The 22,796-nt window shown below is 60.3% G+C and carries 14 protein-coding genes; 1 reads left to right on the forward strand and 13 read right to left on the reverse strand.

Going from position 1 to position 22,796, the window contains the following annotated elements:
• Positions 1 to 16: 16 nt before the first annotated feature.
• From ET33_RS09390 to ET33_RS09405, 4 genes are all read right to left on the reverse strand, one after another.
• The gene (locus tag ET33_RS09390) at positions 17 to 1,036 is read right to left on the reverse strand and encodes an HD-GYP domain-containing protein (RefSeq protein WP_036679729.1); all 1,020 of its coding nucleotides are present in this window, start codon (positions 1,034 to 1,036) and stop codon (positions 17 to 19) included.
• Between the two features lie 131 nt (positions 1,037 to 1,167).
• Entirely contained in the window at positions 1,168 to 2,283 is a 1,116-nt protein-coding gene (locus ET33_RS09395; protein WP_036679732.1) for a response regulator, read from the reverse strand.
• Positions 2,284 to 2,340: 57 nt separating this feature from the next.
• Positions 2,341 to 5,439, reverse strand: a complete 3,099-nt coding sequence (locus tag ET33_RS09400) for a hybrid sensor histidine kinase/response regulator (protein ID WP_235206673.1) — start codon at positions 5,437 to 5,439, stop codon at positions 2,341 to 2,343.
• A gap of 185 nt (positions 5,440 to 5,624) precedes the next feature.
• Positions 5,625 to 6,080: a MarR family winged helix-turn-helix transcriptional regulator gene (locus ET33_RS09405; RefSeq protein ID WP_036679736.1), complete on the reverse strand. Its 456-nt coding sequence runs from the start codon at positions 6,078 to 6,080 to the stop codon at positions 5,625 to 5,627.
• Between the two features lie 148 nt (positions 6,081 to 6,228).
• Between ET33_RS09405 and ET33_RS09410 the strand changes: the two genes are divergently transcribed.
• Positions 6,229 to 7,080 carry a DMT family transporter gene (locus ET33_RS09410; RefSeq protein ID WP_235206679.1) on the forward strand — a complete coding sequence of 284 codons (852 nt, stop codon included), beginning with the start codon at positions 6,229 to 6,231 and terminating at the stop codon, positions 7,078 to 7,080.
• Positions 7,081 to 7,171: 91 nt separating this feature from the next.
• On the opposite strand, the gene ET33_RS09415 is transcribed toward ET33_RS09410, so the two are convergent.
• The 9 genes from ET33_RS09415 to ET33_RS09455 form a co-directional block, all read right to left on the reverse strand.
• Positions 7,172 to 8,632, reverse strand: a complete 1,461-nt coding sequence (locus ET33_RS09415; protein WP_036679741.1) for a DHA2 family efflux MFS transporter permease subunit — start codon at positions 8,630 to 8,632, stop codon at positions 7,172 to 7,174.
• Entirely contained in the window at positions 8,629 to 8,856 is a 228-nt protein-coding gene (locus ET33_RS09420; RefSeq protein WP_036679743.1) for an MbtH family protein, read from the reverse strand. The genes ET33_RS09415 and ET33_RS09420 overlap by 4 nt, the downstream gene beginning before the upstream one ends.
• On the reverse strand, positions 8,853 to 16,055 hold the full coding sequence (locus ET33_RS09425; protein ID WP_036679745.1) for an amino acid adenylation domain-containing protein: 7,203 nt from the start codon (positions 16,053 to 16,055) through the stop codon (positions 8,853 to 8,855). Before ET33_RS09425 ends, ET33_RS09420 begins: the two co-directional genes overlap by 4 nt.
• Positions 16,056 to 16,069: 14 nt before the next feature.
• Positions 16,070 to 17,044 (reverse strand): isochorismatase, encoded by a 975-nt coding sequence (locus tag ET33_RS09430; RefSeq protein WP_036679748.1) that lies wholly within the window; start codon positions 17,042 to 17,044, stop codon positions 16,070 to 16,072.
• Between the two features lie 21 nt (positions 17,045 to 17,065).
• Complete coding sequence (locus ET33_RS09435) at positions 17,066 to 18,697, reverse strand: (2,3-dihydroxybenzoyl)adenylate synthase (protein WP_036679750.1); 1,632 nt, start codon at positions 18,695 to 18,697, stop codon at positions 17,066 to 17,068.
• Complete coding sequence (gene dhbC / locus ET33_RS09440) at positions 18,697 to 19,956, reverse strand: isochorismate synthase DhbC (protein ID WP_036679956.1); 1,260 nt, start codon at positions 19,954 to 19,956, stop codon at positions 18,697 to 18,699. Before dhbC ends, ET33_RS09435 begins: the two co-directional genes overlap by 1 nt.
• A 28-nt stretch (positions 19,957 to 19,984) precedes the next feature.
• The gene (locus ET33_RS09445) at positions 19,985 to 20,767 is read right to left on the reverse strand and encodes a 2,3-dihydro-2,3-dihydroxybenzoate dehydrogenase (RefSeq protein WP_036679752.1); all 783 of its coding nucleotides are present in this window, start codon (positions 20,765 to 20,767) and stop codon (positions 19,985 to 19,987) included.
• A gap of 77 nt (positions 20,768 to 20,844) precedes the next feature.
• On the reverse strand, positions 20,845 to 21,705 hold the full coding sequence (locus ET33_RS09450; protein WP_036679959.1) for an alpha/beta hydrolase: 861 nt from the start codon (positions 21,703 to 21,705) through the stop codon (positions 20,845 to 20,847).
• 67 nt (positions 21,706 to 21,772) lie between these two features.
• Positions 21,773 to 22,789, reverse strand: coding sequence for an ABC transporter substrate-binding protein (locus ET33_RS09455; protein ID WP_036679754.1), 1,017 nt, complete (start codon positions 22,787 to 22,789; stop codon positions 21,773 to 21,775).
• Positions 22,790 to 22,796: the final 7 nt, after the last annotated feature.

Consider the following 22,796-nt stretch of genomic DNA (forward strand, 5'->3'; position numbering starts at 1 on the left):
CTGGGCGTTTTGATCGTTAAACCATCACCTCCTCAATGTGCAGCTGCCGCTCCCCGCTCAAATCGAGAAACGATTCCCCGACTTTGACCAGCGGATGCGTATCGTCATGCGGATTAATGAACACCACCTCTCCCATCCGGCCATCGGTTAGCTTGACACTGCGCCCGATCAAGCCTTTGATCATGTTATCCAGAAAAACAGCGGATACGTGCGGATCCAACTGGCCGAATGCACCCTTGCGCATCCGGTCGATCACCTCATGAAACGGGAGAGCTTCGTGATAAGGACGGCTGGACGACATCGCATGATACACATCGGCCACGGCGACGATCCGGCTTAACAAATCCGGTTGATTCCCCTTCAGCCTCAATGGGTATCCTCTTCCGTCTGCGCGTTCATGGTGCTGCAGGGCAACTTGGGCTACACGGGAATTGAGCCCGACCGTCTCCTTTAACATCTCGTAGCCGTAAATCGTATGGCGCTTCATCTCCGCCGATTCTTCGGGAGTTAATTTGCCGGGCTGCTGCAGGATTTCACCCGGAATTTTTACTTTTCCAACATCGTGAAGCACGGCCGCCAAGGACAACAGCGCCATATCGGCCTTTCCGAGCCCCAGCCACTTGCCGAGCATGATCGACAGCACCCCGACCCCGACACTGTGCTTGTGGATATACTCCTCGTCCTTTGCCTTAACGGCTGCGAAAATGTAAAACATATCGGGATATTCCGCGATTTCCTGCACCATGGGAAGAAGCTCGTTTTTGATTTCGAGCAGGGGAACCTTTTTTTTCCGAAGAATGTGTTCGAACAAATTTTTAGAATAGCGTGAAGCCTCCGACACCAAATCAATGGGGGCCGGTTCGAGACCCGATGCATTGTTATCCATTAAGATCACCTCCGAATAATTCACACGGTGCTGCTCCAGCAGCCTGATATGCTCTTGCTCCATCGGGAAGCGCGCAGGAACCAGTACAAGTCCCGCGGCATTGGTAATATCCCGCTCCGCCTGCTTGCCGAGCAGTTCTTCTAATGACATGACGGGCCCTCCCTTTTTTCCATATGCTATCAAACCGTCCTCTCAAAATTCTCACAGACACCGACCGGAACGAAAAAAAAGAAGCCGCCGGAGCGACTCCGACGGCCTGTGTGCGTTACGGATCAATCGTTTCATACTCTTCCCAGGACCCCTGCGCGGATCCTTATCTCCTCCGGCGGCTCCGTTCCGAACTCTCGGCGATAAGCGGCTTCGAACCGTGCATAATGCGCCGCCAGCTTCTCTAATTTCCCGCGGTTCGCGTACATGTCCATCAGGAGCAAATTCATCTCTTCCTGCAGCGGATACAGCGCCAAATAGCTGTCCAGTCTCCGCTCCGCTCTCGTCCATTCTTGTCCGGCGATATCGCGCTCGACCAAGCTGCGCAGAAGCGCCGTATACTGTCTGGCGTACCCTTCTTCAAGCGAAGCTTTCCACACGTAATCTTTTTTATCCAGCAGCGGACCTTTGTACAAGGAGCATAGCCGTTCCGCTTGCTCGGCATCCTGCATGACTCCGAGCAGCACGGGTCCGTACCCTTCATACGCCAGCACATCGTACGTCAAGCCGGCCGCGTCCAGTCTGTATCCATCGTTTATTTTTCGGATGTCCATTCCGATCTCGTGCCCTTTCAGCAGCTTCTTCAAACGGTAAATCGTATTGTGCAGATTATGAGACGCCCGGTCCTCCTTCATTTCCGGCCACAATAAATCGGCCAGATGCCACTTGCTGAGCTCCCGACCCGGATGGCAGAGAAACAAAGCGAACAACTCCTCGGTTTTGCGTGTCGGAAATCGGACCGGCACCCCTTCCCGATTGCGGACCTCGAAGCCGCCGAAGCAGCGGATCGCGGCCGCGCGTTCCTGCGGCTCGGCAGGGAGAACAGACCGCTGCTGCTTGACCAGACGATCCGCAATCCGTTCGATCGCCGCCGGGGTCACAGGCTTCAGAATATAATCGAAGGCATATACTTGAAACGCGTCCAGAGCATACTGCTTATAGGCTGTACTAAAAATAATTTTGGTCTCTTCGGACAGCTCGTTTATGTTCCGCGCCAGTTCGAGTCCGTTCATCTTCGGCATTTCCACGTCGAGAAAGACGACATCCGGCTTAAGCTCCGACAGACGGGCCAGCGCTTCCAGCGGATTCGTAAATGCGCCCACAATGGTATAATGCGGATTTTGGCCGATGACATAGTTCATTAAATCCAGAATCGGTTTTTCGTCTTCGACAATAATGGTATGAAACAACCTCTTCCCTCCCAATAAGGCATTTCGCAGGCAAAATCCGCTTTCCGGCGGCTTCGTTTAACCGTCGCTGCCGGACGCCTCGGCAGAGTCCACGGGCAAGTACATCGTTACCTTGGTTCCGCTTCCCGGTTCGGAGCTAATGATCAATGTAGCTCCCGGGATCGAATCGAGCCGCTTGCGGATGTTCGCAATGGCGATGCCGCCGTCCGACGCCTCGCCTTTGGACATCCGGTACAGCAGATCGTCCGGAATGCCGATGCCGTCGTCCTCGACGACGACTCTTATGTACCCTTCTCCCTCGTGAATCTTTAGCGCAACCGTGCCGAACCCTTCCTTTTCGAACAGTCCGTGCCGGATCGCGTTCTCCACGAACGGCTGGATGCATAAAGAAGGAATGTGATGATGATGATCGACCTCGTCCACATCGCATTCAAATTGGAACCGTTCGCCGAAGCGCGCCTTTTCGATCTCGACATACGCCTGAATCAGCTCCAATTCCCTATACAAGGGAACGAACAGCGCGGAGCGGTCCATTTCGAGAATATAGCGCAAATATTGGCTGAGCATCGTCAGCAAATAAGCCGCCTTCTCGCCATTCGTGTAACAGAACGAGATGACGCTGCTCAAGGCATTGTATAAAAAATGCGGCTTGATCTGGGCTTGATGAAACGCATGCTCGCTCTTGATCGCTTCTTGAATCGACGTCTTCATGGCGATCAGCGTTTGAATTCTGGCGGTGAGCGTCTCCGCCACAAACGGCTTGGTGATATAGTCGTTCGCCCCGGCTCCGAAGCCGAGAGCAATGTCCTGCGGGGTGTCTTTAGCCGTCGCGAACAAGATGGGCAGATCGAGAATGGAATACTGGTTCCGCAGCATCCGGCACAGCTCGATCCCGGACATACCCGGCATCATGACGTCCAGAATGACCAGATCGACCTGCGGATGCTTTCCCAGCTTGACCAACGCTTCTCGGGCGGAAAACGCCGTCAGCACGTTATATTTATGCTGCTTCAGAAGGTTAAGCAAAAGATGAATATTCGAAGCCTCGTCGTCGACGATCATAATCGTGCGGCCTGGCTGATCCTGAACATCCAGCGGCACGCTGCCGGAGGCGACCCGCTGCGGCTCCGAAGTCGTATACGCCGCTTCGCGGTAAGCCGGAATCCGCTCCACACTTGGCAAAGTAAACATCATCCGCGTTCCTTGGCCGACCTCGGACCAATCTACCCGGATTTCCCCTTCCATTCGCTCGACCAGCTTTCGGCTAATGTACAAGCCGACGCCTATCCCGGTGTATCCGTCCTGCGGGAGCGGTGGACCCGGCTGTTCGAAATAATCAAAGATGATTTCGTGTTTGTCAGGAGCTATCCCCGTTCCCGTATCCTCGACGAAGATCGATACCGTGCCGCCGAGCACGCTTGACCTTACCCGGACAGTCCCTTGGCTCGTATGCTTGATCGCGTTATGTACGAGGTTGTACATGACCTGACGCAGCCGGTTTTCGTCCGCCCGCACCCAGACGTCGGAACCGACTTGATTATCAAGCCATACCTCTTTACCCAAAAGCTCGAACTGCAGCACATCGAACACGATCTGCACCACGACCCTCACATCCACGACGGTTAGCTGCAGCCGCAGCTCTCCGTGCTTCAGACGGCTGACATCAATGAGATCGTGAATCAGCATCGACAGTTTGACGGACGTATCCTTGATCAGCCACAAATTTTGTTTTTGCTTCGAAGATAAATTGCGCTCCTCGTCATCCAGCAAATACGCCGTCATGTTCATGATGCCGTGCAGAGGCGTCTTGATCTCGTGGGACGTCTGCGCCAAAAATTCATCCTTCAGCTGATTGGAAACCGCCAGCTGATGCGAAAGCGCCTCCGTCTTCTCATAGGCATTGGCGAATCGCACCGCCAGCAGCATGTTGATGAATCCAATGAAGCAGGCAATGCCCACTTTTCCTAGTAAGTCGGTCGGGGTCATATTCACCGTGTAAAGAATACTATCGATCATAAAGACCGTCAGCGAGACGATCCCCCCGATAAACAGGGTCAATTCCTTCCGGTTTGCCGCATCCCATTCTTTGCGGGTATACAAATAAATCATTCGACCAAGGAGAAACAGGGAGACAACGCCCATATACATTAAAAATAAAGGCTTGACCTCGCTATGCATACGATAGGGCAGAACAACCACGGCCACCATGTAAACGACAATCGGGGCCAGCATTCGGCCGATGGTGCGGGATCTCAGCAAACGTACGTCGATGGAGCAGAAGAACAGCACAATGACAATCCCGCCGAAAAACTCGCTTAAATCGATCAGCTTGTAGGCGATGTCGAAAGGAACCCAGGGCAGCAGCCTCATAAAAATTTTCTCGCCGATAAGCGTCTGCTGAAACAAAAGGGTCAACAAATAGATGCCGCTGAATAAATACGTTTTGTCTCTTCTGCCGAGATAGTAGAAGCTGAGATGATACGCTCCGAATATGCCCAAAATAAAGACAGACGCAATGTCGGTGCCGATCTGGATGCTGTTGAGCTTCGTCATATCCCCGTGCAATCCGAATTGAATCGAATTGACGATGCCGCCGTTGGCGTACACGTGATTCGCCACTTGAATCACAATTTCGATTTCGCGCCCATTCGTGTGAAAAAATGCAGTATAAGGTGTATTGCCCGGTTGATGCACGGCTCCGTCCGCTGCGGGATATCCGCTGCCCCCTTCGGCCTTTCCATTGACGAACAGACGGTGGGACATCCGGATGCTTCTTATTTTTAAACCGAATACTTCATCCGCGGCCGGCACGATCACTTTCAGCCGGTACGTCCCGAAGCCCTGCTTGCTGATGCCGCCGGCTTTTTGCTCCCCTTTCCACGTGCCGGGTACGGATACGTAAGAACCCCCGGCAAGCGGGCCCCGCTGAAAATCGGCAGGCTCCAGCAGCCGCCCTTCGTAAAACTCCCACTCCCCGTCCAAGACGGCCAAACCCTGCCGGTGAAAATCCCAGCCGGACAAATCCTGCACTCCCCGCTTGGCCGGCGGAGTGTTCCCGTTCGGGATCGTCTGGGCATAAATCGCGACGAATAGCGCCATGGAAAGTGAAAAGATCAAGCCGATCATGATGAGCTTGCGGTAATGTGCGCTTGTCATTTCTAATCTCCTTCCCATGAAATGCCGTCCTATGGTCATTCTATCATTTCAACCTCTCAAAAAACTCACAAAAATTACAGCATGATGCAAAAACAAAAAAAGAGCAGCTCGCCGCTTGCTCCATGCCGTTTCTTTCGTTCGGTTTTGTAAATGCGTCCGCTTGTCCGTCCGGTCCGTTGCTCCCTCTAGCCTTCTCCTTTTTTCAACGCCTCGGATACTTTCGTCAGGGCCTTCTCGACGGCCTTCCGCTCCTCTTCGTCCAGCACGCTGACGAAGTAATTGTAAATCCCCTCCGCATAGACCGGCCACGTTCTGAGAAATTCCCGCTTCCCTTCCCGGGTCAGTACGGCAAAAGCTCCCCGACGGTCTTCCTCCGTCCGTTCCCTTTCGACAAGCCCTTCTCGTTCCAGCCGCTCGATCACCCGGGTCAGTCCGCTGCGGGTTAACACGACTTTATTGGCCAAATCGCTCATCCGCAGCTTTTTGTCCGGCGACTGGTACAGGGCTACCAAAACATCATACGTCGTAAGCGGCTCTCTTCGTTGATCGGATAAATCCGCTTCGATTCGTTTAATCACGGCGGCATGGGCATTGACAAAAGCCCGCCAAACCGAAAGCTGGTCTTCCTCAAGTCGGTGCATCCCGTTCTTCCTCCTGAATTGAACATCGGATAACTTCATCATACTTGATTCCGCGTTGACGGAGCAACTAAACCGTGTTAATTTAGTTGCATAAGAAATAGTTGATTACACAACTATATTCGAAAGGGAGGGAGCTTTCTTGAACGGCATGCTTCTCGGGCTTGTGTCGGCTTTATCCTTCGGAACGGCCGATTTCTTCGCGGGAAAATCGAGCAAAAAAATCGGCGTATTTTCCACTCTCTTTTATATGCAGCTCGTCGGCCTCCTCTTTTTGACGGCCGCCGTCTTCTGGAAGGGACAATGGCATGCTCTGCTGTCGCCCCAACATGTTGCCGCAGCCAGCCTCTGGATGGCGGTCGATCTGATCGGAATTCTTTGTCTGTATCAAGGCCTGCGCACCGGAAGCTCCGCCGTCGTCGCGCCTGTCGCCTCCAGCTTCTCGGCAGTGACCGTCGTTCTGGCTTTTCTGTTCGGGGAACGATTGGGCGCAGGGACTTGGCTCGGCATCGTCATCACGTTGTCGGGAGTCGTACTCGCATCCATGGTATGGTCCGGGAAGTCAAAACAGCGCTCAGGCGCTGCGATGGCAAGCGGAGTGTTTTGGGCCATCCTGGCCTCTCTGTTTCTCGGTGTGGCCTTCTTCGGACTCCGTTTCGCGCAGGAAGCGCTCGGCGGTCTGCTGACCGTCTGGATCGGACGGCTTCAGGCCACGATCCTGCTTCCAGTCCTTTATTGGCTGCTGAAGATCAAGCTCACTCCTCCAAGCCGAAGCAGTGCCGGATTGGTCGCCATCGTCGGCATTCTGGATGCAGTCGCTCTTGTCAGCTACAACACCGGGTTGGGACTGGAGGATACCTCCATCGTCATCACGGCAACTTCGCTGTTTGCCATCGTGACTTTGCTGTGGGGGGTGCTTGCGGGAGGCGAAAAACCGGCATGGAATCAATGGATCGGGGTAGGCTGCACCTTCGCCGGCATCCTGATCGTGTCTTGGCAGTAACGGCATGAAAGTCAACTGTTCGCAAAAAAATAAAAAGATTGCCGCGCCCCGGCCTTTCTGGCGGGACGGTCGGCAATCTTTTTCGTACATATTACCCTTCGGCAGGAGAGCTGCGTTCTCCCACAGTTTTGACCGGGGCTGGAGCGCCCCGCTTGCGGAGCGTTGTGGCGGCATCGGAATCGCGGATACCGGACGCCAACCACAGGCCGAGCAGCAGGAAGCCTGCCGCCCCTAGCAGTGCGGACCGGTAAGCCGTCAAATTCGGCTCTATGACTCCGACAGCGTTCGCCGCTCCCGTGCCTACGGCTGCGAGAATGCCGGACAGCACCGCAAGACCGATCGCGGAGCCAAGCCGGTTCTGGACCGAAAACCAGGTCGATGCGCGCCCCATCGACGAAGGGGGAATGTTGGCGAACGAGGCGATCTGCACCGCGCCGACCGTATGGCCCAAGCAGACGCCCACGCCGAACAGCAGACCCCGGATCAGCCATGGGTCGGTACCCTCGTGAACGAAGCTCAGCAGTACGAAGATCGCCGTCGTGCAGAGCAGCCCCGTCATGATGAGGCGTTTGGGGCCGAGCTTCGGATAAGACCAAGGCACGAGCTGAGACGACACCATCAGCCCGAGTGCTTCCGGAAACGTCGTCAGCCCGGTCTCCAGCGCCGAGGCGCCCAGTACATATTGGTACATCAGCGGGAAGACGTAGAGCATCCCCAGCAGGCCAGCGGCCGAGCACATGCCGACAAGCCCCGCCGTGCGAAACAGCCTGTCGCGCAGCAGACGCAAATCCAGCATCGGCCTCGGCGCACGCAGTTCGACGACGACGAGAGCGGCCAGCAAAAGCAAGCCCAGGAAGCCGGAGCCCGCAATCCAAGGCGAATGCCAGCCGAGAACCGGCCCTTGGCTAAGGGCGTACATCGTCAGCGCCATGCCGGGAGCGGAGAGCAGGAAGCCTGGCAGATCCAGCCGGCCGGCTTCCGGTTCCTTATGCTCCTTGAGATACAGCAGTCCGAACAGCAGAACTGGAATACCGACCGGGAGATTGATGTAGAATATCCACCGCCAGGAGAACTGATCCGTCAACAAGCCGCTGACGATCGGCCCAAACGCAGGCGCTGCGGCAATGGGCAGCACCAGCGCCCGCGACACCTTGGCCCGCTCCTGCGGCGGGAAAGCCCGGAACAGCATCGCCATGCCGACGGGCGTGAGCAAGCCGCCACCGATGCCTTGCAGCACCCGGTACACGGTAAGCTCCGCCAGACCGTCGGCCAATCCGCACAAGGCGGAAGCCCCGGTGAACAAGCCGAGCGCCAGCAGCAATACCCGCTTGCTCCCCCAGCGGTCTCCGAGCCAGCCGGCGACCGGCAGGACAAGAGCAAGGCTCGCCAGATAGCCGACGTTGAGCGCGCCGGAAGCCGCCGGCGGTATGTTCAGCTCCCGGCTGATGGTGCCCAACGCAACGTTCAGCACGGTGGCATCCATCGCCGTCATGAACATGGCGGCGACGTAGACGATGCACACGACGACTTTGGGACTCGGTCCTCCCTTCATCCCTGCTTCGTGTCGGCGTAGGCAGGCTCGGCATCAAGGCTGCGAGGCCGCAGATCCGACCAGTGTGCAGCGATGTAGTCGAGGCACGCCTCCCGTGCAGCCTGCCCGAACACCGCAGTCCAGCCCTGCGGAATCGGGATGAAAGCGGGCCACAGCGAATGCTGCCCCTCGTCGTTGATCAGCACCAGATAGTCGCTGTCCGTTCGCTCGAATGGATTGGTCATCGTTTGATTTCCTCCCTGAAGGTTTTGACTGTCCGGTTTTTCAGCGCCTGCAGCTTCACCGAAAGCTGCTGTCCGATCTCCGTCAGCGGTCCGGGCTGGCACAGGTCTTTATGCCGGCACGCAATATCGTAGCGCTCCATCTGCCCGCTAATATACGGAAGCCACATCTCGGGATCGATCGGATCGAACCAGTCCGGGATGATCGTGGAATGGAAGAACAGCAGATCGCCCTCGTACCGCTTCGGCACGTACGCCCCTAATAGACGGACCGAGTTCTCGTAGGTCGTGCGCAGATTCCGGATAATCGCTTCGTCCAAGCTTGCCAGCGCGCTGCCGTCGCTGCGCAAAATCTCAATAGCGGCGGCCATGGTAAGCGGAACGTCGCCGAGACTGTCCGGGTCGTAGCCGCCGAGCGCCAGCATCGCGGTCAGTGCTTCTTCCTCGTCCACTTCGCCGCGAATTGGCAAATAATGGCTCGGAAAGGCATCCAGCATCGCAAGGAACTCGACTTCCTCCCCTTCCTGCTGGAGCTGAACGGCCATGGCCTGCGCCACGTTGCCGCCGAGCGACCAGCCGAGGAGCCGGTACGGGCCTTTTGGTTGCACCGTGCGGATGTGCGCAATATAATCCGCCGTCATCTCGTCCATCGTCTGCGGCAGCGTCTCGCTCTGTGCAATGCCCCGGGCCTGAAGGCCGTAGATCGGGTATTCCATCCCGAGATGCTTCATCAGGCCGGCGTAGCACCAGCTAAGCCCGCCCGCCGGATGCACGCAGAAGAGCGGCCGTTCGGTACCGTGAGCCCGAAGCGGCAGGAGCACTTGGAGCGCGGATTGATCCGTCCCCATCTCCAGCCGCTCCGCAAGCCCGGCCACCGTCGGCGTCTCGAAGAGGACGCCGATGCCGAGATCGCGGCCCATCGCTTCGCGAATGCGGCTCATCAGCCGTACCGCCAGCAGCGAATGCCCCCCGAGCTCGAAGAAGCCGTCGTCAATCCCCACGCGCCGCAGCCCCAGCACTTCGGCGAACAAATCGCACAGCACTTCCTCTTGCGGCGTCCGCGGGCCTCTTCCGTCGGGATCGACGGTCCAATCCGGCGCAGGCAGCGCCTTCCGGTCCAGCTTGCCGTTCGGCGTAAGCGGCAGGGCGTCCATGCCGATGACGGCCGACGGCACCATGTAATCCGGCAGCGTGGCGCCCGCATACCGGCGCAGCTCGGCAGGCTCGGCGAGCGAGTCCGGCGCGGGGACGACATAAGCGACCAGCCGCTTGTCGCCCGGCTGATCCTCGCGCACCACGACGGCGACCTGAGCGACGCCGGGATGCTTTGCCAGAACCGCCTCGATCTCGCCCGGCTCGATACGGAACCCGCGGATCTTCACCTGATGATCCGCCCGGCCCAAATAATCCAGCGAGCCGTCGGCGAAGCACCGGGCCAAATCGCCGGTACGGTACATCCGGGAGCCCGGCGCACCGAACGGATCGGCCACGAAGCGCTCCGCCGTCAGACCCGGCCGTCCCCAGTAACCGCGAGCCAGCCCGGCGCCGGCGACATACATTTCTCCCGTTACCCCAGGCGGTACGGGCTGCAGCGCCTCATCCAGAACGTAGACCCGCAAATCCGGAATCGCTTCGCCGATCAGGCTGCCGCTCCCCGAAGCGGCGCTGCTGCGGTCCAGCTCCTTGTAGCTGACATGTACGGTTGTCTCGGTAATGCCGTACATGTTGATCAATCTCGGAGCGTCGTCCGGATGGCGCGCATACCATTCCTCCAGCCGTCCGAGCTCCAGCGCCTCGCCGCCGAAGACGACGTAGCGCAGAGCCAGCTCCCCACCCAGCGACGGATGCTCGCGGTCCGCCTGCATCAGCTGATAAAACGCCGACGGCGTCTGATTCAGCACCGTAACCCGCTCGCGTACGAGCAATTGCAGGAACTCCGCGGGCGAGCGGCTGACCGTATGCGGCACCGCCACGAGGCGGCCGCCATGGAGAAGCGGTCCCCAGATTTCCCATACGGAAAAATCGAAAGCATACGAATGGAACAGCGTCCAGACATCCTCCGATCCGAAGCCGAACCAATGCTGCGTCGAGGCGAACAACCGTATGACGTTCTGATGCGGAATCACGACGCCCTTCGGCTTGCCCGTCGAGCCCGAGGTATAGATCATATACGCAGGGCTAAGCGGCGACAGCGGCCCTCTGCGATCACGGTCGCCGGGGTTATCCGGCGAATACGCCCTTAGCCGTTCCGCCGTATCCGGCGCATCCAGCGCCAGGCGCGGCAGGCTGCCGGTATCCGGCAAGCCCTGGGCCCCAGCTTCGCTTGTGACGACATACACCGGCCGGGCGTCCTCCAGCATATAAGCCAGCCGGTCGGCAGGGTAATCCGGGTCCAGCGGCAAGTACGCAGCCCCGGCCTTCAGCACGGCCAGCACGCCGACGACCATCTCTACCGAACGCGGCAGCGCCAACGCCACCATTTGCTCGGTGCCGACGCCTTCGGCGATCAGCAGATGCGCCAGCCGGTTGGCGCGGCTGTTCAGCTCCGCATAGTCGAGGAGCGCATCCTCGCAGACGACCGCCGTCGCGTCGGGAGTGCGGGCAGCCTGCGCTTCGAACAGCGCGGGCAGATGGGCCCCCGGCGTCCCAGGCAGCGGCTCGCGCCATTGCGCCAGCAGGCTGCTGCGCTCGTCGGGCATCAAAATATCCAGCCGTCCGATCGGCTGATCAGACTCGGCCGCCGCTCCTTCGAGCACCTGCACAAACCGCGCGGCCAGCCTTTCTGCCGTGCTGCGCTCGAACAGATCGGAGCTGTACTCCAGCAGCCCTTCCAGCCCGTCTGGCGTGCCATCCGGCCTGCGGCGCTCGTTCAGCTCGAAGGTCAGATCGAACTTGGATGTTCCGGGGCTGTCCAATTGGAGACGTGCCGACACTTCGGGCAGCTCCAGCGCAGCATCGGGCGTATTTTGCAATACCAGCATGATCTGGAACAGCGGATGCCGGGCCCGCGAGCGTACGGGATTCAGCACTTCCACCAGACGCTCGAAAGGCACATCCTGATGCTCGTATGCGGCCAGACTTGCCTTGCGGACGCGGGCCAGCAGCTCGCGGAAGGACGGATCGCCGGACGTATCGGCGCGAAGCACCAGCGTATTGATGAACAAGCCGATCAGGCCGTCCAGCACATCGTCGCTCCGTCCCGCAATCGGACTGCCGATCGGGATATCCGTCCCGCCGCCGAGCCGGGTAAGCAGCGCCGCAAGGGCGGACTGCAGCACCATGAACAAGCTGGCCTTGCTTTCGCGAGCAAGCTCCGCAAGCCGGAGGTTCAGCTCGCTGCCGATCCGGAAGCGGACAACCCCTCCCCGGTAGCTTGCGGCCGCAGGCCTCGGACGGTCGGTCGGCAGCGTCAGCTCGTCCGGCAAGCCCTGCAGCGTCCGGGTCCAATAGGCGAGCTGCCGCGCAATCAGGCTGTCGGCGTCGCCCTCGCTGCCAAGCAGCCGCTCCTGCCAGATCGCATAGTCGGCATACTGCACCGGCAGCGCAGCCCAAGCGGGCGATTCTCCCCGCAGACGGGCAGCGTAGGCGGCGGACAGCTCACGGGTGAGCGGCACCAATGACCAGCCGTCGCCCGCGATATGGTGCAGCAGCAGCAGCAGGGCGTATTCGTTCTCGCCCAGCACGAACAATTCGGCGCGGAGCGAAGGCTCCTCGGCGAGCCGGAAGCCGTAGCGCACCGCCTCCGCCAGCCGCTCGGGCAGCTCGTCTTCGCGGACTTCGGTCACCAGCAGCCGAGGCTTGGCAGCCGCCGCCTCCAGAATGAGCTGCTGGGAAGAACCCTGCGTATCCGGGAAAATCGTGCGCAGCGTCTCATGTCGGCTCACCACATCGCCGAGCGCTTCTTCCAGCGCAGCCACGTTTAACGGGCCGGACAGCCGGGCAACCAACGGAATATTGTAGGTCGGACTCGGGCCTTCCAAACGATACAGAAACCACAGCCGGTTCTGGGCAAAGGAAAGCGGAACCGCCTCCGGCCGCTTGGCCGGACGCACGGCCGGTCTCGCGGCCTGCGCCTGATCGAGCCGCTTGGCGAGACCGGCCACGGTAGGCGACTCGAAGAGGCCTCCGATGCCGAACTCCACGCCGAACACTTCCCGGATTCGGGCCACAATCCGCCCCGCCAGCAGGGAATGGCCGCCGAGCGCGAAGAAGTCGTCGTCGATGCCCGCCTTCGCCAAGCCGAGTACCTCCGCGAACAAGCCGCACAGCAGCTCCTCCTGCGGCGTTCTCGGACTGCGACTGACGGCTGCATGAAAATCCGGGGCAGGCAGCGCCTTGCGGTCGATTTTTTTATTGGGCGTCAACGGCATGGCGTCCAACGGCACGAAGGCGGAAGGCACCATGTAATCGGGCATCTCTTCGGCCACATATTGCCGAAGCTCCGCCGGATCGGGAACGTCCGGTGAATTGGCTGTGAAATAAGCGACTAGCCGTTTATCCCCGGGCCGGTCCTCCCGTGCGACGACCGTAACCTGATCGATGGCGGGATGCCGCGAGAGCAGCGACTCGATTTCGCCGAGCTCCACCCGAAATCCGCGAATCTTGATCTGATGATCGGCGCGTCCTATGTAATCGAGGGTGCCGTCCTCAAGCCATCTCGCAAGGTCGCCCGTACGGTACATCCGGCTGCCGGGCGGTCCAAACGGATCGGCTACGAATCGCTCGGACGTCAAGTCCGGCCGGCCCAAATAACCGCGGGCCAGTCCCGCCCCCGCAAGATACAGATCGCCCGCTATGCCCGGCGGTACCGGTGATAGCCCCCCATCGAGCACATAGGCCTGCGTGTTCGCAATCGGCCCCCCGATCGGCGGCGTTCCCGTACGCTCTTCGCCCAGACGCCCGGCGGTAGAATAGATCGTCGTTTCCGTCGGCCCGTATTGGTTATGAACCTCGCAGCCGAGCGACTGCATCGCGAGCTTCAGCCCCAGCGGAAACGCCTCGCCGCCCGTGATGATCCGCAGGCCGGGGAACGGCTCGGGCTTGCTCGATGCGAGCGCCTGCCATAAGGTCGGCGTCGCCTGCATGATCGTAGCCCCCGACTCATGGATCAGCCTCACCAGCGCGGGCGGGTCGATGATCACCGGCCTTGGGGCAATAACGATGCTGGCCCCCGTCGTAAGAGGCAGGAACATCTCCAGCACCGAGATGTCAAAAGCAATCGTCGTCACCGACAGCAGCCGGTCCCGGACGGTTAGCCGGAACTTGTCCTGCATGGCCGTGAGCAAGTTGGTCAAGCTGCCGAAGGTCACGATCACGCCCTTCGGCTTGCCGGTTGAGCCCGACGTGTAAAGAATATAGGCAGGATGAAGAGGCGACAGACGGCCGGTACGGTCCTCGTCGCCGGGAGAAGTTTCCGGCTGGCGCAGCAGATGTGCTTCGCTGGCGGGCTCGTCAAGCACCAGAAGAGGCCCTGCCGCTCCGGGAGGCAGCCGGGAAGCCGTTTCCCTGTCCGTCAGGACGCACAGAGGGGCGGCGTCTTGGAGCATGTAGACCAACCGGTCCTGCGGGTAGTCGGGGTCCAGCGGCAAATACGCGGCACCGGTTTTATGGACGGCCAGCACCGCCACGACCGCTTCCGCCGACCGCGGCAGCAGCAGCGCCACGATGCCTTCCGGACCGATGCCTTGCGAGATTAACGCATGAGCCAGCCGATTGGCGCGCCGGTTCAATTCGGCGTATGTGAGGACCGTGTCCTCGAAAACGACGGCGACCTCATCCGGCGTGCGGGCCGCTTGGGCCTCAACCATCGCGGACGTGGAGACTTCCGGCAATTCACGGGCCGTTTCGTTCCATCCGATGAGCACCTGTTCCCGTTCCTCGGGCAGCAGCATGTCGATCTGCGAGATCGGCTGCCCGGGATCGGCCGAGGCAAGCCGCTCCAGCCAGCCAAGGAACCGCCGCTGATGGGCCGCCAGTTCTTCCGCCCCGTACACCGCGGGATTTCCGTCGAAGTCCACCCGCAGCCCGCTTCCGTCCGACCGATCATAGACGTGGATCGATAAATCGTCCACAGGCCCGGCGGACAGATTATGCGGAATGCCGGGGCAGCCGGCAAAGCTCAGCCGATAGTCGAACGGCATCACGTTGACCATTGGCCCGAACAAGCGGCGGTTTTCCCCGAGCAGCTTCAACTCCCTCCGCATGTCCTGCTGCCGGTAAAGCTGATGGCGCCGGGCCTCGCGAACCTCCCGCGAGACTTGGCGCAGCAGCTCGGACAGCGGCATCTCGGGCCGCACGGCCAAGCGCAGCGGCAGCAGGTTCATGACCATGCCCGGAATGCGCAGCGAAGCCGAGCCCAACCGGCACATCATGGGCAGACCGAGAATCACGTCGTCGGCCCCGGTCATCCGGTGCACGTAAGCCGCCACCGCCGCAATCACGACATCGGGCCAAGTCGTTCCCGTCCGGTCGGCTGCGTCCCGCAGCGCGGACGCATCGTCCGGCGACAGCTGCGCGGTCCGGCGCAGGAAGCCCGCCCCGGCTCTGGCCGTCCGGCTGCCCAGACTCACCGCTTCCGGCACGTCGGCGAAGCGGGCAAGCCAGAAGGCCCGGTCCCGCTCCTGCTGCTGCTGCTCCGAAGCGCGATAAGCCTCGTCCTCCTGGAGAATCGATTGCAGCGCGCCGAACGCTCCTGGTCCGGGCGACTGGTCATGGGAGAAGGTGGTATAGAGCTGAGCGGCTCTCTGGGCCAGCAAAGAAAAGCTGTAGCCGTCGATGACAAGATGATGGATGCGCTGATACCAGAGAAACCGGTCCGGGGCCAGCTTGAACAACGCTTGCGTAAACAGCGGTCCGCGCGTCAGGTCCATCGGCTCGGCCAAGTTCTGTCTCATCCAAGCCTCCGTCGCTTCCAGCGGATGGCCCGTTTCGCTGAAGTCGATATGATGCAGCATCCAATCGGACGACGGCTCAAGACGCTGCCAAGGTCCGTCTCCGTCTTCGCCGAAGCGCAGATGCAACGTTTCCGCCTCCGCCACGGTTTGACGCAGCGCCGCTTCGAAACGCGCCGGGTCTATAGATCCGCGAATATCGATATATTCCCCCGTATTGAACATCGGGCTCTCCGGGTCAAGCTGCTGGGCGAACCAAATCCCCAGCTGCGCCCCCGTCAACGGCCAGCGGGCCTGCCGAGCTTCGGACATTTGCGCTCCCTCCTTCATGTCGTAATATAATCCCCGTTCGGCAAAGTCCTGCTTAGGCGAGTAGACAGCAGAGCCCACCAATCGTGCAGCGTCGGACGCTCCGCCAGCTCTACGAAAGTGACTTCCGCCCCGGAGCGCCGCCACCGTTCGGCCAGACTCATGATGCGGATCGAATCCAAGCCCCACTGCGTAATCAAGTTGTCGTGCTCCGCAATGGACGGCGGAGCTTCCTGCAGCAAGTCCGCCACCAGCTCCCGCAAGCCGTCCTTGGTCAACGTCCCACTTTCTGCCGCCGAAGCCGCTTCCGATCCAGCTTCCGATAGGGCTTCCGGCTCGGCTGCGATCCCCGCTTCACTGTGGAGCGCCTTGATCAAACGCTCCGTTGTCATGACAACCGCGCAGCGTTCGGCCGCGTAGGTGATCGCCAGCCGGTGCTTCTCCAGCGAGAAGTCCGCCACCGCATCGGCGACGAAGAAAGGCTCCACTTCCTGCATGAACGCTTCGCAAGAAGTCATGAGGCAGCCGATGTGAGCGTAGATGCCGCACACGATTAACTGGTCGCGGCCAAGCTGGTTCAGTCTGCCGCGGAAATCGGTCTTCTGAAAGGCGCTGTACCGCCATTTGGTCAGCACGATATCGCGCTCGCCCGGCGGCAGCTCCTTGACGATCTGCTTCTGATAGGGTCCGTCATTGATCCCGGGACCCCAGAAATCCTGCAGCAATCCGCGCTGCTCCGGCGTCTGTCCGCCCGGTTGGGCGGAATAGACGACCGGTATGCCCAGCTCGTCGCAAGCGCTTCGGAGCGCGCGGATGTTCTCCAGCAGCTCGATCACAGGGGATGCCCCTTCTGTGAAAGCATCCACGAAATACTGCTGCATGTCATGAATCAGCAAAACCGCGCGTTGCGGGTCGGGCGTCCAATTCACCCGGTTGGCGGGCAGGTCGGACGCCGTCGGCATCGGATAAGGCGTTATGGCAGGAAGAGCCATCGTATCTCCTCTTTTCTCACGTTATTTTATCGGAGGTGCAGCTAAAGTCTGCTGCTTCTGTTCTATCAGTTCACGCAACGCCTTTTTGCTGATCTTGCCGACCCCGGTTCGGGGGAACGACTCCATAAATTCTACCCGGTCCGGAATTTTGTAAGCGGCCAGCCCCCGCTCCCTCAGGAACGCTTTGAGCTCGGCCGGAGTAGGCGCCGGTGAATACGGTACGATAAAGGCGCAGGTGCGCTCGCCAAGGTAAGCGTCGGGCATCGATACGACGGCGGCGTCATGCACACCCGGATGCGCGAGGAGATGGTTCTCGACCTCCTCCGCCGCCACCTTGTCGCCGCCGCGATTGATCTGGTCCTTGGCCCGGCCCTCGACGACAAGATAGCCCTCGGGCGTCATTCTCGCCATATCCCCTGTGCGGTAAAAGCCATCCGCCGTGAACGCTCTGGCGTTGTGCTCTTCGGCTTTGTAATAGCCCCGGATCGTATAGGGGCCCCGCGTCAGCAGATGTCCGACCTGACCGGGAGCGACCTCTTCATCCTCGTCATCCACGATGCGAATCTCGTCATAAGGCGACATCGGTCTGCCCTGCGTGTTCACCACAATGTCCTCGGGATCGTCCGGGCGGGTATAGTTGACCAGCCCTTCCGCCATCCCGAACACCTGCTGCAACGTGCAGCCCAGCATTGGCTTGACCTTGCGGGCGGCCTCCGCACTGAACTTGGCCCCGCCGACCTGCAGCAGCCGAAGCGACGAGAGGTCGCTGCGGCGCGACTCGACGGCGTCCAGCCAGACGAGGGCCAGCGGAGGCACGACGGCGGTGATCGTGACGCGTTCCCGCTCGATGAGAGGGAACGCCTCGTCCGGGCTGGAGCCGCGGGACAGCACGACGCGTCCGCCCGCGTAGAGCGTGCCCAGCACACCCGGGGAGCTCAGCGGATAATTGTGGGCCGCGGGAAGCACGGCAAGATAGATGCTCTGCTCGCCGAGAGCGCACACTTCGGCGCTCATTCGCAAGCTGTAGATATAATCGTCGTGCGTGCGCGGAATCAGCTTCGGCAGCCCGGTACTCCCGCCGGACAGCTGAAGAAACGCCACGTCGTCGGAGCTTGGCCCCGGCAAATCGGGCAGCGGATCGGCGTACAGGTCGCGCAGCGCCGTAAACTTCCCGGGATCGCCGGCTACGATGACATGGCGCAGCGTCGGTACCTGCTCCTGTACTTGCGCCGCCAGCTCCCGGTAATCGAAGCCCGCTTCGACATCCGGAATAATATAAGCATTCGCATTTGTAAACTCGGAAAAATAAACAATTTCACTCCGGCGGTGGAGCGGAAGAGCGAATACCGGCAGCGCGCCCAGGCGAAACAGCGCAAAACACACCTCGATAAACTCCGCGATATTCGGAAGCTGTAAAATCACCTTGTCGTCCTGCCGAATCCCGAGCTTGTAAAATCCGGCGGCCAACCGGTCAACTCTCGCATCCAGCTCGGCGTAGCTGATCCGGCTCGTTCCGCTGACGACCGCGATGCGGTCCCCGTAAGCGGCGGCGCGCCCGCGCAGCATCTCACCGAACGTCTCGCCCTGCCAGCAGCCGGTCTCCCGGTAAAAATCCGCCAGCTCTTTCGGCCACGAAGGGTATTGCGAACGCATCATTTGTCCCCCCTTACAGCTGTCGGCTGCGGCTGATTCAGCCCCATCGCCTGCAGAAGCGTACGGAATTTGGCGGACGTTTCCGCCAGCTCGGCCTGCGGGCTCGATCCCTCGACGATCCCCGCGCCCGCGAACAGCCGCAGCTCGCGCCCTTCCACCTCGGCGCAGCGAATCGTCACGATCCATTCCCCGTCGCCGCTCGCATCGCACCAGCCGACCGCTCCCGTGAAGAAGCCCCGGTCAAACGGCTCGCTCTCGCGAATCGTTTCCCGCGCCAAATCGGTCGGCGTCCCGCAAATCGCCGGTGTCGGGTGCAGCGCCAAAGCCAGCTCCAGCGACGATGCCCAAGGATCGGCCAGCTCTCCGGTAACGACCGTGGACAGATGCCACATCGTGGACGTCTGTACGAGCGAAGGCTCGCGTGGTACGTCCAAGCGGCTGCAATAGGGGCGCAGCGCGTCGGCGACGGCTTCGATCACGACCGCATGCTCATGCCGGTCCTTGGCCGAAGCAAGCAGCGCCTCCGCTCTCCGCCGATCCTCGACCGGATCGCTGCTGCGGGGCGCGGAGCCCGCCAGCGGATTTGCCTTCAGCCGCCCTCCCGTTCTCGTGACAAGCAGCTCCGGGCTGGCACCGATCAGCGTTCGCGGTTCCCGGCCGTTCGGCTCGTCCGGCGTCCATGCGGCCCGGGCTTCTCCCGGAGCCAGGTTCACCGCAAACGTATAGCCGTGCGGATTATGCCGGGCTAGACTGCGGAGAAGCCGGTTGACATCAACCTTCGTCGGAAGCGTCAGATGCAGGGTTCTCCCAAGAACGACCTTGCGGAGGTCTCCCTTCTGAAAACGAGTCAACGCCCGGCTCACGCTATGCTCGTAGACTTCCGGCTCCGGTACGGGGCGCAGCTTATAATCCGCGGCGTCGGACTGCCTTTCCGCAGCCTCGCTGTTCAGCTGCAGCTTACCGGCCCACCGGACGGTCTGCGGCACAATCAGCTCCGCAGGCTTCGCGAGATCGAAGGGAATCGCTCCCACGACAACGGAAGGCGCCCCGCCGGAAAATTGCGTGCGGGCCAGCAGCTCGGCCACGTGCTGCGGCAAGCTTTTGAGCCGATCCGCACCTCCCTGCACGGACAGCCTGGCCGCCTCCCCTTTCGCCAGCAGCGTACGCTGCGGCGAGGCCAGGAAAAACGACGAGCCGGCTTCGTACATATCGATCAGTTCGGAAGCCCATGCGGCAGGAACCGTTTCCAGGTTCACCATGTCCATCATTCCTCTCTTTAGAATGAAATTATTTTCCCAGCATTGCACCGCCGTCGATGCACAAATCGCTCATCGTAATATGACCCGCCCGGTCGGACACGAGAAAAACGACCGCATCCGCAATATCGGACGGTCTGGCCAGCTTCCCGAGCGGAATGCCCAGCCGGAACGATTCCGGCGAGCCCGCAATGACCGCCTGCTCCCCGGCCTCATCCGCCCACAGCAGACGCTGCATCGCCGTATCGGTCGAGCCCGGCGAAACGATATTGCAGCGGATATTGTGCCGGGCATGCTCCAGCCCCAGACATTTGGTAAATACCGTCGACGCTGCTTTGGAGGCCGCATAAGCCGCCATATGCATGCGCGGCACCCCGGAGGCATTCGACCCTACGGTCACGATCGCCCCGGATCGGCGGAGTGCCATGCGTCGAACGACGGCGCGGGATACGTAAAACACGCCTTTCGTGTTGACGGAAAATGTCGCCTCCCAGTCCTCGTCGCTGTACGATTCGATAGGCCCCATCCGGAGCACCCCGGCGACATTGACGAGAATGCCGATGGGCCCAAGCTCCCGCTCGATCCGCTCCACCGCGTCCTCTACCGCCGAGCTGTCGCTGACGTCCACCGGATAAGCCGCAGCCTGATAGCCCCGGGCTTTGAGCTCCGCTGCAAGGCTGTCCAGCCCGTCCGCATTGCGGTCGACGGCGGCCACGGAAGCCCCGAGCTCAGCCAGCGCACGCGCCACGGCTTCCCCTATGCCTTGGGCCGCTCCGGTGACGAGCCCGACTTTTCCTTTGATTCCAAGCTCCACCTCTTCATCTCCGTCCTTTCCCCTAATCTCGATGTCCTTGCTTCTCCTGCATCTCCTTCCCGGTAGCTCGGCCGCCGTCACGGCTTCGGCCGAAGCGCCAGCCGCAAAGCCCGGCTGATCAGCACGGGCAGTACCGATACGTGCCCTTCGCCTTCAAACTCCTTATATTCCACATCCAATCCGCGCCCGGACAAGGCCGCCAACCGCTCCGAGAGCGCCAGCGCGCGGTCGCAATTGCGCGAGACGTGCGTCTTCTCCAGCTCGCCTACGCCGAGCAGCAGCTCGATCCGATTGGCCGCAGGCTGCAATCCTCTCGCAAATTCGCGCTCCGCCTCAAGCAGGAACGGCTCGTTCCAGTGCAGCGACGGGCTGCCCGCGATATAGCTTTGAAACGTATGCGGCTTCGCAAACAGCGCGTACAACACAAATAACCCGCCGAGCGAATGTCCGAAAATCGTCTGTCTGCTGCGGTCCACTGGAAACTCGCCTTCGATTTGCGGTTTTAACTCCTCCTCGATGAATTTCAGGAAATGAGCGGCTCCGCCTTGCTCGGGAAGCGGCGTGCTGTCCGATCGGTTCAAATATTCCTTCGTAGCCGCCGGCGTCAGATCGTAAAACCGCTCCGGCGCGAACGGTCCGTTCACCGGATACCCGATCCCGACGATAACCGCCGGGACGATCCCGGTTTTGTCGGGCCGCCGGCTTTGCAGCCGTACGGCTTCCACCATCGTGCCGAATACCGAATTCGCATCCAGCAAATAAATGACCGGAAATCCGGCAGGAGGCGGCGCCTCCGGAGGCTTAGCCACGAGAATCTGGTACCTCCGGTGATGATCGCGCGATTTCATCGTCCACGTCTCCGCCCACGGAATATCGACTTTGCCGCGCGCGAGGTCTTTCAGCGTTACTTCGCTTTGTTCGTTCGGCTTGAACGCCACTATGCTTCCATCTCCTTCAATGCTTACGCTCTGAACCGCCACGTTTCCGTTCATCGGCAAATTCCGCTTATTTGACCAAATGCTTGACCGTATCGTCAATAATTTTCTCGTAAGCGATCAGGCCGTTCCCGAGCCAATAATTGTCGCTCACCTCGAACACCTGTCCCTGCTTTGCCGCAGGCATCGCCTTCCAAATCGGGCTTCCCGTAATTTCTTTTATCCGCTCCGTGCCTTGACCATATTGATTGATGATGAAAATATAGTCCGCATCCAGCTGAGGAAGAATCTCCAGGGAAATGGTGGCGCTATTCTCCTTCTCCACCAGCTTGGGCTTGCCCAGACCGAGCTTCTGGTACAGAACCTGCCCGCTCATGTAGTTCCCGCCCATCAGGCTCACGCCTCTGGCTGCGAAGCGGATGACCGCCACCTTTTTCCCTTTTGCGGCTTGATCCAGCTTCTCCTTGGCTTCCTGTACTTTCTGACGGTACGCTTTCAGCGCTTGCTCCGCTTCTGCCGACTTGCCAAGCAGATTCCCCAGAGTCGCAAGCGATTTCTCCACGTCGCCGGAGGCATTCGTAAAAGCGTACGTCGGTGCAACCTTGGCGTACTTCTCGTAATTGCCGTTGCCCGAATAGCTGTTATTTTGCAAAATGATCAAATCGGGATTATAAGCCATCAGCACCTCGGGAGAAGGGGGGCCGCCCGAGAAATCGAGCCGGGGAACGCCGCTCAGCTCCTGCTGCAAATAATCTTGTCCTTGCGTACCGCTTGACCATTGGGCGACCGGTTTGATCCCCAGCTTCAACAAGGAGTCCTCCAGATACGGGGCAAACACCCGCTGCGGCGCGGCAGGCACCTTGACTTCATGACCCAACTCGTCCTTGACGACCTGTTCTTTGGCAGGAGCCTGGCTTTGGCCGTCGGCGGCAGCGCTTTTTTCGTCGGTATTGGCCTCTGGCGCATGGGCTGCCCCCTTGTTCGCCGTGCCGCAGCCGGCCAGCAGCCCGCCCGCCACAACGAGACACAGCAAGACGGACAGCGGCATGCGGCCGGCCAGCCTTAATCGATGAAGCATGTCACGCATGGAATCT

The sequence above is a fragment of the Paenibacillus tyrphae genome, assembly GCF_000722545.1.
Classification (GTDB): domain Bacteria; phylum Bacillota; class Bacilli; order Paenibacillales; family NBRC-103111; genus Paenibacillus_G; species Paenibacillus_G tyrfis.